Below are 15,311 nucleotides of genomic sequence, written 5' to 3'. Positions count from 1 at the left end.
TCTCCCTTTTTATCTTGTTAGCTTACTAATTAAGTCACTAGCTATATCTTCTACATGGACTGGTTTTAGTTTATTGGAAAATACCCCCATAATTTTAAACATAGGAATCATTTTAGATAGTATATCATTTCTATCACCACCATAAACAACTGTAGGCTCTACATATTCTACTCTTTTTTGACTTGATTGAAGCATCTTTATTATATCCGATTTAATATTTACGAAGCTTTTCGGTCCTAAAACACCACCAACAAAGCCTATCTTATCAATGTTGTAGTTTTTAGCAATATCCAACATTACTTCTGCAGGTTGTTTATTAACTTTTATAAGTTCTTCCATATCTTTTTCTGGACGTCCGATAAAGTCTATAATGCATGAAACACCTTCTGGTAGCACTCTTACTACAGAATTATAATCAGTTACATCAGCTGATAAATTATGTATTCTTTTATCTACTAATTTATTCTTTCCTGATCTTGAAATAATATAAAATTCTGCATGTGAATCTTTCTTTAACCATTGTTTTGTTACTTCTCTTCCAATATATCCATTTCCACCAAGCAATATAACTTTCATAAAGCACCCCTCTAAATATATAAATTATTATTTCCATAGATGTTTTATATCTATAGATATGAAACGTCAATGGATTTATAATAAAAATATAATTTTTATTCTTACATTATGTAATTTCAAATTCAGAAATATACTTTAACCCAAAACTTATATAACTTAAATATATATTTCAATACCGCATATTCTTTTTTGAATAATACGGTATTTTTATTAATTTATTATTTAATTTTATCTACATAATAATTTCAAATTGTTCTTTAAATCATTTTTTATTTTATTATTAACTATAATTTACTAGTATATTAAATTAAAGCATAGTCTCAATATAATTCTATTATTTTTACTAGTTATATCTTTATAAACATATCTAATATTATCTTTAGTATTAGTTGCTAATGCACTAACTTCTGCTACTATTCTAATTTCGGTATTGGCATATGTATTTACTATATTGACATTTTTTATTGATCAATTATTAAAATCTGAATTTCCGTATGCTATAATACTACATCCATTAGAATCTTCAGTTTCACTTAGCCTTAATTTCACTTTATTAGTTGTCTCAGAATGATATCCTAGAACTATTCCCTTATCACCATTAGACTTAGAAAAATGTTGGATCCATTATAGATCTGATATGGTGCTGAGTCATCATTCGATTTTATATTTTCAGTAATTAGCTTATCTCTTATATATTCACTTCTAATTCTTTCATACTTAATTAAAACCTTTTTTAATGCTGGATTTATTGGAAGATATCTCTCTTTGTTTCCCTTGCCCAAAACCTTAATCACTGTATCTATTACATCATTAACTCTCAAATTACATAACTCTAAATTCTTTATACTAGTCTCGAATAACATAGCAATAATTGCTTTATTCCTTGCATTATATAAATTTTTATAGTCCCATACTTTAGTCATCTTTTTTACTTCTATATAATTAAAGATTTTAATCAACGTATTTTTTCTCTTAGCCAACTAATCTTCTTAGTAATATTTTGCTTATCTGTAATATGATCCTCTTTTACCGCATATTTAAAATAACCTCTAAGATATTTTATAATATAGTTGATATATACTTCCGATCGTTGTAAATTTTGAATATACTTATATATTCCTTTAAGTGCATAGGTAATAATTCTTCAATATTTTTTTACTTCAAATTCCTTATAGCAAAAATTAATGAACTTTAACGTTAAATTATAGCTAGTTTTTATACTTCTTATGCTAAAACTCTTTATTTGCATTTCATATTTGTATTCTTTCAATAAATCTTATAATAACAAAAACACCCCTAACATTGATATTATGTATATCAATATTAAGAGTGTAAATAAATAAGATGTATGTCACTATCGAATGATTTTATAGGACTTTATATAGCTATTAAACCTTCTATTCATCCCATCCTTCTGGGAATTCAGCATTGTGGTAAACTTCTTGAACGTCATCATCATCTTCAAGTAAGTCTAACATCTTTTGGAACTTCTTAGCTGCTTCTTCATCAATTTCAGTATATGTATCTGGAATCATCTTAACTGCTGCTTCTAAGAATTCTAACCCCTCAGCTTCTAAAGCTTCTCTTACTGTACCAAAATCTTCTGGTGCAGTTGTGATTATGAATACTTCTTCTTCATCACTATTAAAATCTTCAGCTCCAGCATCTAATGCCATCATCATTAATTCTTCTTCATCAAGGTCTCCCTTTTCTATAACAATTTCACCTTTTTCTTGGAACATGAATCCTACACAACCTGTAGTTCCCATGTTTCCACCACCTTTAGTGAAAGCACTTCTTACATTTCCTGCTGATCTATTCTTATTATCAGTTAAAGTATCAACAATAACAGCAACTCCTGATGGTCCATATCCTTCGTATACTATTCTTTCATAGTCAACTGCTGATAATTCACCTGAAGCTTTCTTTATTGATCTTTGAACTGTATCATTTGGCATGTTAGCTGCTTTTGCCTTTGCTATTGCATCTCTTAATTTAGGGTTGTTATCAGGATCTGGTCCTCCATTTTTAACAGCTATCATTAATTCTCTACCAATTTTAGTAAATATTTTCCCTCTTTTTGCGTCAGCTTTACCTTTTTTATTTTGTATATTATGCCATTTTGAATGTCCTGACATTATTTCATCCTCCTAAACCTTTGAATTTGTTTATAAAAATCCTTTATATTATATCATAAGGAATATTATTTAACAAATTCGTCCATTAATAAAAATATAATTTACTTATTCAAAATTATATTATACTATATAATCTATTCTCTTCTTTAAAATACACCTCTGGTTTGCTTTTTTCAACTATTATTTTACCATTACTTGATTCTATAGCTTCTTTTTCTATTTCTTCTGCTACAGAAACTTCTGCAAGTATGTGTATTATAACTTTATCTGTATACTCTGTATCTTCAATATGCCAATTATTTTGACCACAAAAATATTGTACTTTTCCTATCATATCATAATCTAATGTAAGGGATACCTTAACACCTTGAACCTTCTCTACTACACCTCCAGCTTTTAATGCTATAGAAGCTCCTTTAGTGTACGCCCTTGTTAATCCTCCAGTTCCTAACAAAACACCACCGAAATATCTTGTTACAACAACTGCACAATCTGTAATATTAGATTTTTTCATTACTTCTAAAATAGGAATTCCTGCAGTACCCTGTGGTTCACCATCATCACTATATCTTTGAATGCCCATATTTTCACCAATTATATATCCCCAGCAATTATGTCTTGCTTGTTTATGTTTTGATTTTATTTCTGCTACAAATGCTTTTGCTTCCTCTTCATTTTCTACTCTTTTTGCATATCCAATAAATTCAGATTTTTTTTCAATAAAGCTATCTTCCCCATATTCTCTTATCGTTATATATGCCATTTTTCTAGTTCCTCCTTAATTATATCAATTCCTTCTATTATTTCTTCCTCGTTAACCTGCGAAAAACTCACCTTAAAATATTGCTCTCCTAAGTTTGATCCCTTATAAAATAATGTTCCTGGAGTAATATAAACTCCTTTTTCCTTAAGCCTATAAAATAATTCTTTTGATTTAATTTCTTTATCTTTAATGTTTAAATAAAAGCTTAATCCACCCTTAGGGTCAAAAAATCCTACATACTCTTTCAACTTTTCATTAATTAGCTTTTTCATTAATTCATATCTTTTTATATATTCACTTCTTAAATTATCTATATATTCAATCCAATATCCTTCTTTAATATACATTTCTAAAGCTCTTTGCATTAATGTTGATGTTGCAATATCTGTATTAATTTTTGAGTTTTGAATACTTTCTCTAAAACTTTCTGGAGATATTATATATCCAAGTCTTATCCCTGGTAAAAATATTTTTGAAAAACTTTTTATATAAATTACTCTATCATTTTTATCTAAAACCTTAAATGGTTCGTGTTTTATATTATCATCAAATATTAGCTCTGACAAATAATCATCTTCTATTATATAAAAATCATATTTTTCCGCTAGCTCTAAAATAGCAAGTTTCTTTTCATGACTATAACTTATTCCAGTTGGATTTTGAAAATAACTCATTGTATAAAAACACTTAATTTTATTTTTTCTTAATATCTCTTCAAGTTTTTTTATATTTATACCATCCTCTTCTACAGGCATTTCAAATACATTTGCTCTTCTAAATTTAAATACTGATAATGCACCTGCATAAGTTGGTTTCTCAACAATAACATTATCATTAATATTTAATATTGCTTTTGATGCAATATCTATCCCTTGCTGTGCTCCAGATACTATTAATAAGTTCTCTATATTTAAGGAATTATTCCAAAAGACTTTATTTATAGTTTCTCTAAGATTTGTATATCCAAAAGCTTCTTCCTTAATTAATGCATCTGCACCATCTCTATCTAAAACTTCATTTATAACTTTTTTAAATTGATTTATAGGGAAATTTACCTTTCTGGAGCTTTCTCCTGTAAAATCAATTATATTTTCCTCATAATTATTTTTTATTAATTTAATTTCTTTAGAATATTCCTTCTTAAAATAATCAGTAATTTCTCTTTTCTTAGCATAAGTTCCTGATCCCATTTTTTGATACGCATAACCCTCACTTACAAGCTTATCGTAACAACTTACAATTGTAACATTATTTACTTTTAATGCCTTAGCTAATGCTCTTATAGGTGGTAATTTATCTCCATCCTTTATTATTTTCGAATTAATTAGCTTTTTTATATTATCTGCAATTTGAATGTATTTAGGTTCATAATCATTAAATTCAACATTATATTTTTCCATATTGCCCCCATCATTCTTATTCATAAATTGTATTAATACATTTAATTATAGAAAATATAGTAAATGTGGTCAAATTTTTATAAAACTAATAGCACAGGATTATTTAAGTTTATAATTCTGTGCTATTTATATAATTTTCTATGATTGTTTTTCATCTATTAGATAAAAAATATTTTCTATAAATAAACCTAATGATAATAATAAACATGCAAAAGCAACTATTGCCCCAACGTAAGGAATAAATGTTATAACCTTAATAATTACAGTAAATAATATTCCTGAAAGATATTCATTCATATTTCTAAATACAACTCTTCCAACTACTATACCTGATATTACTGGTGCAATATATATTAATACACTATATATTAATATACTAATTATAGAAACTGGTATACATACAATAGTAAAACATAATACTATTGCTAATATTGGTACTATTATAAGAGTAGCAAATCCAACTACAAAAGGTAACCATGGTTTACTAACTAATCTATTATAACTATTTGATAAGTATCCTTTACATAATAAAGTTATTAATACAACTAATATTATTGCTGTTATTAAACTTATAGCTTTTCCTATAAGTGATGCTCCAATAAAATTAATATTATTTTCATTATTAATCTCTATTTTTTCAAAGTCTATTTTACTAGTATCAAAACTTCCCAAAACTATTGGCTGATTTTCTGCTTCCAACTCAAACTTTCCATCTACTCTTGTATTTTCACCAATAACTAATTCACTACAACTTATCTTAACATTACCTGTAACTACTCCATTTAGTTCTACTTTATCAGCACTAATATATAAATCTTCTGCTTCTCCTAAAAAGCTAATACTTCCTCCAAAAATATAAACGCCTTTAGCTTTTGTATTAGGCTTTATGTTTATAGTGTTTGCAAAAGCTGTTATGTTTCTATTAATTTGTGAATCTATATTTATACTATAACCTGCAGCCCTAACACTTCCCCCAACATTTTCAACACTAATATTAATAGTATTTCCAGCTACAATAACATCTGACTCCACCATTCCATTTAAGCTTATAGAATTACCTGCCGCATAGATATCCGACTTTCCATCTATAGTCTCATTAATGTTGTCACCTGCATAAAACAAATTCTTTGCACTTTCATTTGTATCTGCAAATACATTAATTGAAATGCCCATTGCAAATAAAAAAGTAACTGCAAACATTAAAAATTTTTTCATAGTTAATTTCATATTATTACCTCCCATTATTTTGTATATTAAAATATATAAAATTTATATATCTACCTTATCTAATACCCAAACAGATACACTTCCGTTTCTCACCATAAACTTTCCAAAACCATTCTCATCAATAACTACCGTTTCTTCAAAATTTAAAAACAAATCCCTAAACCTTTCACCTGAAAAATGTTTTCCTACATACATTTTCTTTTCTCCGCCTAACTTATTAGTTAATAAAACAGCTAATCCTGAATTATCATATTCTTCAATACCTTCTCTTGTCCATCCAATCATATTTTTATCATCAAAGTAATCATGTTGCTCTCCATATGATAATTTTTTTCTTGCCTTTAGTAGCAAATCTAAATATCTTCTTATTCCAAAATATCCACGACTTGGTATGCAATAATAATCTCCATAAAAAACACAAGGATATCCTTCTATTCTTAATAGTATTAAGGAGTATGCTATTGGTTTAAACCATGGCTCAACCCATGATTGTAGTGAACTTCCTAATTGGGTATCATGATTGTCAACAAAAGTTACTGCCTTTGTTGAATATCTCTCTACTAATGTACCTTTAAAAATATTTCTCATATCAAAATCACCATTACTACGAGAAGCCTCATATAAATTAAAGTGTAATGGTACATCAAACAAAGACATAACATATTTAGTATTTTTTAAATATTCTAATAGTACATCTACATTAGCATGCCAATACTCTCCTACTGAAAATAATTCTTTTCCACTTTCTTTTCTTAGATATTCTAGCCATTCTACAAAAAATTCATAACTTATATGCTTAACAGCATCTAGTCTAAATCCATCAATATTTGTAAAATCAATATACCACTTCCCCCACTTTTTCAGTTCTTCTACAACTTCTCTATTTGAAAAATCTAAATCAGCTCCCATAAGATAATCATAATTTCCATTTTCTTTATCTACTCTACTACTCCACTCTTTAGTTAAAAATTTATAAATACTACTTCTTTTTGTTTTATCATCATAATCTATTCCATCAAAATCATTCCAATCCCATTTAAAAGATGAGTATTTATTATTTCTTCCTGGAAAAGTAAACTTAGTCCATGCTCTTATTATCTTAGTTCCACTGATAGGAATATTTCTATTAAAAAATTCTTCCTCACTTGCCATAACTTCTTCCACTTCATCTGCACCCATTTTGTGATTTAAAACTATGTCTCCATAACTTTGAATACCATTTTTCTTTAACATTTTTATTGCCATTAAATATTCATCTTTACTACCATACTTAGTCTCTATAGTTCCTTTTTGATTAAATTCTCCTAAATCATATAAATCATATGCTCCATAACCAACATCATATCCACCGCCAATACCCTTATATGCTGGTGGTAGCCATAATGCAGTTATACCTAATTTCCCCAACATAGGTGCCTCTTCTTCTACTTTTCTCCACAATTTACAACCTGGTAACAAAAACCATTCAAAATACTGCATCATAGTTCCATTAACCATACTAAATCCTCTCCTACTATATAATAAAAATAATTTTTATATAAAAATACCGTTTTACTTTTATTTTATTGTATTGAATTTTTTTACTTTTATTAATTTTTATGTTAATATTAAATTACATTTATTACAAGGGGTGAATCAAATGAAAGAAAAATTTAAAAGTATTTTAGCTGCTATAGGCTATCTTCTTTTAGTAGTAGTAATACAACTTATTACTTCAACAATAGGAGGGATTATCTTAGGTATACTCTATGGTATAAAAAATTCTAGTGGAACAAATTTAGACATTGATGCATTAACAGAATTTATACTACAAAATACTAACTACATTTTGTTAGCATACTCTATATTTACAGTACTTATATTAATACTTATCTACAAATTAAAGAAAAGAAATATTAAAAATGAACTATTAGTATTAAAAACTAGAAATTCTAATCTATTAATAGCTATTTTACTTGGATTATCTGTATGGTTAGTAGATTCGGGAGCTCTTGGCTTAGTTGAATCTTCTGGTATTTTCCAAAGTGCCTTTGATAAATTTGCTGAAACCACTTCTCTACTCACTGAAGGCAGCTTATTTTCTGCAATTTTAGCTGCAGGTATAATAGCTCCATTTGCAGAAGAATTTCTTTTTAGAGGTGTTATCTATAGAACATTAAACAGACATTTTTCTATTGCCACAGCTATTATAGTACAAGCTGTTCTATTTGGAATCTTCCATGGTAATATGATTCAAGGAGTATATGCTACATTTTTAGGCCTAGTATTTGGATATATAACTTATAAAACCAAATCTTTATGGCCATCAGTCATTACTCATATGATTAACAATATAGTAGCTGTAACTTTACCTGAAATACTACCATCTTCAATAGATACTATATTAGTTTGTTCTATATTCTTAATATTAGGAATTATATTAACTGTTTTATGTATATTATTTATAAACAAAACTTCTGTTAAATATGATGATTCTTTAAGTATAAACTAAAAAAAGTGGCCCTAATAAAGTTCATCTATAAATTATTTACTTAAGCACTTATGAATAGAATTTAGAAATAGTACTGTATAAATAATTTATATCAAATCATAACTTTATTAGGACCTATGTTAAAAAGTGGCTATATTAAAATCTTATACTTTTAACTAATTTGTTTAAAAGTTTTATTATGATTTTATGTAGCCTCTTATTAACTATTACATTAATATATTTATGATGTAATCTTTAGTTTTATTATAACTTTCATCATCAACTTCAACAATCATGAAAGTTCCATCTTCTCTATACTCTTCCTCTAAAACTCTACCATTTCTATGAAGGAATGAATTCATATCACTTCTATCATATGGTATTAAATACTCACATTTTTTCATTTTATAAGGAAGATTTTCTTCTATTAGTTTTAATAACTTATCTAAATTTATACCTTCTCTTGCTGAAATTTCAATTGTTTCATATTCACTTGTAGCTTCCTTAATAGCTTCAAGCTGTTCTTCTGTTGCTCTATCTATTTTATTTAAAACAAGTAAAGTTTTCTTATCTTTAGCTCCTAATTCAAATAAAACTTCTTCTACAGCTCTAATTTGCTCTAAAGCCGTATCACTTGAAGAATCAACTACATGGCATAAAAGATCTGAATAAATTACTTCCTCTAAGGTTGACTTAAAAGCTTCTACTAAATCATGTGGTAACTTTCTAACAAATCCAACTGTATCTGTTAAAGTTATTACTCCTTTGTTTTTTAATACAATAGCTCTAGTTGTTATATCTAATGTTGCAAATAGCATATCTGCTTCAAATACTTTTTCTTTACCTACAACTTCCTTTTGAGCAGCTACATCACAAAGAGCATTTCTCAAAGTAGATTTTCCTGCATTTGTATATCCAACTAATGAGACCTTTGGAATACTTTCTTTATTTCTTTTCTCTCTCTGAGTTTCTCTAATTTTTTTAATTTTCTTTAATTCATCATTTAAATCATAAATTTGCTCTTTTATATGTCTTCTATCAGTTTCTAACTTCTTTTCTCCAGGTCCCTTAGTACCAATACCACCACCAGTTCTTGACATTATTGTACCTAAGCCTTGAAGTCTACTCATTCTATATTTAAGTTGTGCTAATTCAACTTGAATTTTAGCTTCTCTACTCTTTGCTCTTCTAGCAAATATCTCAAGAATAAGTGTAGTTCTATCTATAACCTTAGCACCTATAGCAGCTTCTAAATTTCTAACTTGTGATCCTGATAATTCATCGTCAAATATAACTACATTTGCTCTTAATTTTTGTCTTAATTGAGCAATTTCTAAAACTTTACCTCTACCAATATAAAAAGCAGCATCTATTTTACTTCTACTTTGATAAACACTATCAAGTACTGGAATATCACAAGCTTTTGTTAATTCTTTAAGTTCTTCTAAACTTTCCCTTGTGTCAGATCCTACTAATATAGCTTTTTCTTCATCATCTTCAATTATATCTTTTTCCTTAATTAAAGAATCTATATAATTAATTTTATTTAATATGTGTATCTTAGATATCTCTTCTAAAGATATATGAGCAGTTTCTTCGTAATCTAAAGTATCGTTAAGAACTGTTAACATTCCTAAAGAACAATCTAATATCTTTCCTTCATATATTCCAATAGCTACAATAGCATCTAATTTTAATTTTAATAAAGCACTAATGTCTAATGCTGATAAATTACTCATACCATTTGGATGTGTATGAATTATTCTAACACCAGCCAATCTTTTTTCTCTTATGTCTAAAGTTTCTATTTCTACTGAAGTAGAATCTCCTATTGCTATAGTTCTAATATTTCCTCTTCTATCTATTGCAACACTTATTTCTCTCTCTATAAATGATGAAACTCTAGAAATTACTTCTATTATTTCAGTAGAACAAACTTCATCTTTTGGGCATTTAGCTTTATAAAGTCTTTCTAATTCTTCTATAGCTGACTTTTTTACACCATCTATGTTTCCATATATCATATTATCACCTCAACTAAAGCATTCTTATTTAGTATATACTAAATACATAAAATTAATTTTACATTTTCTATATAAACATATTCCTATATATACTAATATTGCTTAATATTTCACTATATTTTATCTTATTCTAAAGTAAATGTAAACTGAATAGTTTTCAATTTTTAAGTTGCAAAACTCTAAAATTATTGTTAAAATTTATATTAATATTGTATTTTAAATCGAATGCAATTATCTTCTTGCTTACTATAAATAAGCTGACTATTTATGAGATTTTTTTCATATAACAATTAATAATATAAATACTGTAGCGGAGGTTTTCTACATGGACGATAAAAAACGTAATATTCTTTTTTCTGAAGAACAAATTAAAGTCAGAGTTAAAGAATTAGGTGAAGAAATAACTAAAGATTATGAAGGTAAGGAATTATATGTATTACCACTTTTAAGAGGTAGCTTTGTTTTTGGAGCTGATATATTTAAAGCTTTAGATGTAAAAGCTAAAGTTGGATTCATGACTACTTCTAGTTATGGACATAGTGAAGTTAGTTCTGGTACTGTTAATGTTGTTAATGACATTCCAGATAACATAGAAGGATTAGATGTTTTAATAGTTGATGATATAATCGATACTGGATATACAATGGAATTTGTTATAGAGCACGTAAAAAAATTAGGAGCAAGATCAGTAAAGACTTGCGTATTATTAGATAAACCTTCTAGAAGAAAAGTTGATTTAAAACCTGATTATTGTTGTTTTGAAATAGATGATTTATTCGTAGTAGGTTATGGACTTGACTATGAAGGTTATTATAGAAATGTTCCATATGTATTTAATTGGGAAACTAAATAATATATAAACTTAATAAAAACTTTGAATATTAAAAAGGTGAAGCAAAATAGCTCCACCTTTTTAATCTTGTTCATATGATAATATCTTTCCAGTATTAGCATCTATCTCATAACTATATTCTTTATTATTATTATAAAATTCTAATTCATATTTTTGAATTCCATTCTCAATATCTAACTTCACTTCAGTAAATGTAACTTGATTATTTGTTAAATTTGCATTCTTTAAGGCTATATCTTTTGCTTCTTCTATAGTTATTTGAACTGTATCTGTATTTATTGGTTGTTGTATATTATAATTTTCCACATCCTGATCATATTCTAGTATATTTCCATTAGATGCATCTATTTCATAATCATATTCGGTATTTCCAGAATAAAATTCTACATTATATTTTTTTACTCCATTATCTATGTCGCTTTCTATTCTGATAAATGAAACTTGATCACTTGTTAAATTTGCATGCTTTAAAGCTATGTCTTTTGCCTGTTCTATAGTTATTTGAGTTGAATCTGAGCTTAGTGGTGCTTGTATGTTATAATTCTCCACATCCTGATCATATTCTAGTATATTTCCATTAGATGCATCTATTTCATAATCATATTCGGTATTTCCAGAATAAAATTCTATATTATATTTTTCTATTCCATTATCTATCTCACTTTCTGTTCTGATAAATGAAACTTGATCACTTGTCAGGTTAGCATGTTGTAATGCTATCTCTTTTGCTTGATCAACTGTTAATTTTTCATTGATTTTATTTTCAGTAGTTAAGTTTGTTGCATTGTTACACCCTGCTAAACTCATACTAATACTAATTATAATTGTTGCTAATGCTAACTTTTTCATTTCATCCTCCGTTATATAATATATTAATATTGTTAATATATGTATTGTATCTATTAACTTTAAAAATATACGCTTATTTTTGTATATTTATCTAGTTCACTCTCTATTTCAATTTTAGCTTTATAATTATTTACTATTCTCTCTGCAATAGATAAACCAATTCCAAAAGAATTATTATTTACTCTTGATTTATCAACCTTATAAAATCTTTTCATAACATTATTAATTTCATCTTTAGGTATCCCAATCCCATTATCTTCTATAGATAAAGTAATTTTGTTTTCTATTTTTTTTAAGCTTATCTTAATTTCTTTATTATCTTTATTATTGTATTTAATAGAATTATCAATAAATATAATTATCAATTGCTTTAAATCATTTGGATCAATTTTTATTTTTATATTTTCTTGAATATAAACACTATATGTTACATTTATATTTAAAAGTTTATAATGTTCTATAACTTCATAAACTACTATTTCAGGATCAATATCATCTAGCTTAGTTAAATCTACTTCTGTTTTTTCAGCCTTAGATAACAATAACATATCATTTACTATCTTCTTTAATCTTTCAACTTCACTTAAACATATATCTAATGATTTTTCTAAACGTTCCTTATCATTTTTTCCCCACCTTTTTAGCATGCTTAAATGGCCATGAAGTGCAGTTAATGGTGTTTTTAACTCATGTGAAGCATCTGATACAAATCTACTTTGCTCATTAAAAGCTTCTTCTAATTCATCCATCATTGAATTAAAAACAATATTTACTTTATCTACTTCATCATTTAAATCGGAAATTTCAGCTCTTTTATTTATTCCATTTTCTTTTATTTCATTCATAGTTTTTATAAGATCCCTAAGTCTTTTTATAAACTTCTTAGAAACATACATTGCTCCTATACCACTTAAAACTAAACCTGCAACTAAAGTTAATATTAAAATTGGTAAAGAACTTTCAATAAACTCTTGAAACATATCATTTTCTCTTATTATTTGTATTGTATGTTGAGAATCTTCTATTTCTATTGGAGCTGTTATTATTATGTATATCTCAAAATCATAAAATTTAAATTCCATTTGAATATGTTGATTTTCATAATTAATGTTGATATCTTTCCATATTTCTGAATCTGATTGATAATATATTTTATCTGATGAATAAATTCTAATGTATTCATCTTCTTCACCTTTAGTTAACTGCTGTAAATATTCATAAAAACCATCTTCTGAAATTTCTTTATTTATATTTTTAGATAAATTACTTATCTCACTATACCTATCTTTTAATAAATCTCTTTCATATTCATCTGTAAACATCCAGAATGTAATTAATTGACCAATTGTATATATTATTAAAATAAAACTAATTATAAAAAAAGAGGTTTTTAAATTTTCTAAAAATATGGGTAATTTCTTAGATTTCATATTTATGTCCTCATAATATAACCAACTGACCTAACTGTCTGTATATATTCCTCTTTATTTTCATTATTTAGCTTTGCTCTTAAATATCTGATATATACATCCACAACATTAGTTTCTGGTTCATAACTATATCCCCATACCTTTTCTAATAGCTCTTCTCTTGTAACTACTCTATTCTTATTATCTATTAGTGACATTAATATTTCATACTCTTTATTAGTTAAAATTATTTCATTATTATTTTTTTCAACAACTCTTGAATTTCTATTGATTGTAATATCCTTAAATTTCACTATTGAACTACTTAAAGTTTTTTCTCTTCTAAAAACTACTTCTATACGAGCAATTAATTCTTCAATTGCAAAAGGCTTAGGTATATAATCATCTGCACCTATTTGAAGTCCATTAACTTTATCCATTACACTATCCTTTGCACTAAGCATTATTACTGTAGTGTTTTTTTCTCTTTTTAACCTTCTACATATTTCAAATCCATTCATTGAAGGAAGCATAACATCTAATATTACAAGATCATATTCATTATTTAAAGCTTCTTCTAGCCCTACCCTACCATCTTCTTTAACACAAACCCTATAACCTTCATATTCTAATTCTCCCTTTATAAAGTCTGAAATGCTGGTCTCATCCTCAACTAGCAATATACTTTTCATCTTACTCATCCTTTTGAATTTATTTTATGTATAATTCTAATCGTAATAATTATCCAAATCTGTAATAACACCAAATGTAGCATCTACTGTTACTTCTTTAATAATATTATTTGAATCTTTTATTTTAAATTCATACTCAAAACTAAAATTATCTAACTCTAAATTTTTATTTACTCTCAAAACCTCTCCATCAATTGCTTTAAGTGCTATTTCTTGTGCTTCTTCAACTGAATAATTAACATTAGAATTAGCTATACTATACACTATTTTAATAGCTAATGCACTTAATAAAACTACTAAAACTATAAATATAGAAATTCCTTTTTTTAAATTTTTCTTATCCCTATTTATTATTTCCTTTATTCTTTTTTCAAAACTCTTCATCTAATTTCCTCCTAGTTTTAATCTCTAGTGAAATTATATAATACACTCTTCTACTTTTCATGAAAGTAAAATGAAAGAAAAATTAATTTTTTTTAATCTTTATATTTGTTTTAATACACTATTAATTTAATACATATTTAAAGATGGATAGAAAATCTAAACACACTTTTATAGAAATTGGTTTTCTAAATGCAATAATCTAGAGAAAATATGAAGTATATTTATATCACTTTTAATTATTCAAAAATTATTACAATATTTTTGTAATAATTAAATTAAAATATCTGTAATAAATAAGTTATATTGAATTTAACCTATTTACTATAGACCTTCTTTTTGAATTATACTTAATAAATGCAATACTTTTTTAAATAATTTGGGCTTTGTTTTAAAATAATGTGGAAATAAGTATAACATAAAGGGATGTCAAATAGACATCCCTTTGAATGGCAATATGAGTTGGTTTGATTGCGATGTTGAGGGCTAAAAATAGCACATAAAGTAAGTCTTTAACATGAAATTAGAC

14 protein-coding genes are annotated in these 15,311 nt (G+C 26.4%); 2 read left to right on the top strand and 12 right to left on the bottom strand.

Annotated features, from left to right (window positions below):
* Positions 1-9: 9 nt before the first annotated feature.
* The 7 genes from I2E98_RS13250 to I2E98_RS13220 all read right to left on the bottom strand — a co-directional run bounded on the left by I2E98_RS13250 (position 10) and on the right by I2E98_RS13220 (position 7,601).
* Complete coding sequence (locus I2E98_RS13250) at positions 10-576, bottom strand: NAD-dependent epimerase/dehydratase family protein (RefSeq protein WP_195469374.1); 567 nt, start codon at positions 574-576, stop codon at positions 10-12.
* A gap of 581 nt (positions 577-1,157) precedes the next feature.
* A complete protein-coding gene (locus I2E98_RS13245) occupies positions 1,158-1,499 on the bottom strand; it encodes a tyrosine-type recombinase/integrase (RefSeq protein WP_195469373.1) in 342 nt (113 codons plus the stop codon).
* 474 nt (positions 1,500-1,973) lie between these two features.
* The gene (locus I2E98_RS13240; protein WP_195469372.1) at positions 1,974-2,714 is read right to left on the bottom strand and encodes a YebC/PmpR family DNA-binding transcriptional regulator; all 741 of its coding nucleotides are present in this window, start codon (positions 2,712-2,714) and stop codon (positions 1,974-1,976) included.
* Positions 2,715-2,829: 115 nt separating this feature from the next.
* Entirely contained in the window at positions 2,830-3,477 is a 648-nt protein-coding gene (locus I2E98_RS13235) for a YigZ family protein (protein WP_195469371.1), read from the bottom strand.
* On the bottom strand, positions 3,465-4,877 hold the full coding sequence (locus I2E98_RS13230; protein ID WP_195469370.1) for a PLP-dependent aminotransferase family protein: 1,413 nt from the start codon (positions 4,875-4,877) through the stop codon (positions 3,465-3,467). Before I2E98_RS13230 ends, I2E98_RS13235 begins: the two co-directional genes overlap by 13 nt.
* A gap of 138 nt (positions 4,878-5,015) precedes the next feature.
* The gene (locus I2E98_RS13225) at positions 5,016-6,104 is read right to left on the bottom strand and encodes a hypothetical protein (RefSeq protein WP_195469369.1); all 1,089 of its coding nucleotides are present in this window, start codon (positions 6,102-6,104) and stop codon (positions 5,016-5,018) included.
* A gap of 42 nt (positions 6,105-6,146) precedes the next feature.
* Entirely contained in the window at positions 6,147-7,601 is a 1,455-nt protein-coding gene (locus I2E98_RS13220) for an alpha-amylase (RefSeq protein ID WP_195469368.1), read from the bottom strand.
* Between the two features lie 142 nt (positions 7,602-7,743).
* Between I2E98_RS13220 and I2E98_RS13215 the strand changes: the two genes are divergently transcribed.
* Positions 7,744-8,595 (top strand): type II CAAX endopeptidase family protein, encoded by an 852-nt coding sequence (locus I2E98_RS13215; protein WP_195469367.1) that lies wholly within the window; start codon positions 7,744-7,746, stop codon positions 8,593-8,595.
* Between the two features lie 206 nt (positions 8,596-8,801).
* Here I2E98_RS13215 and hflX read toward each other — a convergent pair whose 3' ends face one another.
* Positions 8,802-10,598, bottom strand: a complete 1,797-nt coding sequence (hflX, locus tag I2E98_RS13210) for a GTPase HflX (RefSeq protein ID WP_195469366.1) — start codon at positions 10,596-10,598, stop codon at positions 8,802-8,804.
* Between the two features lie 325 nt (positions 10,599-10,923).
* On the opposite strand from hflX, the gene hpt reads away from it, so the two are divergent.
* Complete coding sequence (gene hpt / locus I2E98_RS13205) at positions 10,924-11,451, top strand: hypoxanthine phosphoribosyltransferase (protein ID WP_195469365.1); 528 nt, start codon at positions 10,924-10,926, stop codon at positions 11,449-11,451.
* 60 nt (positions 11,452-11,511) lie between these two features.
* Here the strand turns inward: hpt and I2E98_RS13200 are convergent, their stop codons facing one another.
* From I2E98_RS13200 to I2E98_RS13185, 4 genes are read right to left on the bottom strand one after another with little or no spacing between them, the layout of a single operon-like run.
* Positions 11,512-12,300 (bottom strand): PepSY domain-containing protein, encoded by a 789-nt coding sequence (locus I2E98_RS13200; protein WP_195469364.1) that lies wholly within the window; start codon positions 12,298-12,300, stop codon positions 11,512-11,514.
* A 59-nt stretch (positions 12,301-12,359) separates the two neighbouring features.
* Positions 12,360-13,730 carry a HAMP domain-containing sensor histidine kinase gene (locus I2E98_RS13195; RefSeq protein WP_195469363.1) on the bottom strand — a complete coding sequence of 457 codons (1,371 nt, stop codon included), beginning with the start codon at positions 13,728-13,730 and terminating at the stop codon, positions 12,360-12,362.
* Between the two features lie 2 nt (positions 13,731-13,732).
* Positions 13,733-14,401, bottom strand: coding sequence for a response regulator transcription factor (locus tag I2E98_RS13190; RefSeq protein ID WP_195469362.1), 669 nt, complete (start codon positions 14,399-14,401; stop codon positions 13,733-13,735).
* 36 nt (positions 14,402-14,437) lie between these two features.
* Complete coding sequence (locus I2E98_RS13185) at positions 14,438-14,785, bottom strand: PepSY domain-containing protein (RefSeq protein ID WP_195469361.1); 348 nt, start codon at positions 14,783-14,785, stop codon at positions 14,438-14,440.
* Positions 14,786-15,311: the final 526 nt, after the last annotated feature.

Source organism: Clostridium sp. D43t1_170807_H7 (genome assembly GCF_015555905.1).
GTDB lineage: Bacteria > Bacillota > Clostridia > Clostridiales > Clostridiaceae > Clostridium.
This window is presented reverse-complemented; position numbering and strand designations above follow the sequence as displayed.

Bases quoted from the DNA above. Each gene is read 5' to 3' on its own strand.
- I2E98_RS13220 (WP_195469368.1), bottom strand. From the start codon at position 7,601: ATGGTTAATGGAACTATGATGCAGTATTTTGAATGGTTTTTGTTACCA.
- I2E98_RS13250 (WP_195469374.1), bottom strand. From the start codon at position 576: ATGAAAGTTATATTGCTTGGTGGAAATGGATATATTGGAAGAGAAGTA.
- I2E98_RS13215 (WP_195469367.1), top strand. From the start codon at position 7,744: ATGAAAGAAAAATTTAAAAGTATTTTAGCTGCTATAGGCTATCTTCTT.
- I2E98_RS13235 (WP_195469371.1), bottom strand. From the start codon at position 3,477: ATGGCATATATAACGATAAGAGAATATGGGGAAGATAGCTTTATTGAA.
- I2E98_RS13225 (WP_195469369.1), bottom strand. From the start codon at position 6,104: ATGAAATTAACTATGAAAAAATTTTTAATGTTTGCAGTTACTTTTTTA.
- I2E98_RS13200 (WP_195469364.1), bottom strand. From the start codon at position 12,300: ATGAAAAAGTTAGCATTAGCAACAATTATAATTAGTATTAGTATGAGT.
- I2E98_RS13195 (WP_195469363.1), bottom strand. From the start codon at position 13,730: ATGAAATCTAAGAAATTACCCATATTTTTAGAAAATTTAAAAACCTCT.
- I2E98_RS13190 (WP_195469362.1), bottom strand. From the start codon at position 14,401: ATGAAAAGTATATTGCTAGTTGAGGATGAGACCAGCATTTCAGACTTT.
- hpt (WP_195469365.1), top strand. From the start codon at position 10,924: ATGGACGATAAAAAACGTAATATTCTTTTTTCTGAAGAACAAATTAAA.
- I2E98_RS13230 (WP_195469370.1), bottom strand. From the start codon at position 4,877: ATGGAAAAATATAATGTTGAATTTAATGATTATGAACCTAAATACATT.
- hflX (WP_195469366.1), bottom strand. From the start codon at position 10,598: ATGATATATGGAAACATAGATGGTGTAAAAAAGTCAGCTATAGAAGAA.
- I2E98_RS13240 (WP_195469372.1), bottom strand. From the start codon at position 2,714: ATGTCAGGACATTCAAAATGGCATAATATACAAAATAAAAAAGGTAAA.
- I2E98_RS13185 (WP_195469361.1), bottom strand. From the start codon at position 14,785: ATGAAGAGTTTTGAAAAAAGAATAAAGGAAATAATAAATAGGGATAAG.
- I2E98_RS13245 (WP_195469373.1), bottom strand. From the start codon at position 1,499: ATGACTAAAGTATGGGACTATAAAAATTTATATAATGCAAGGAATAAA.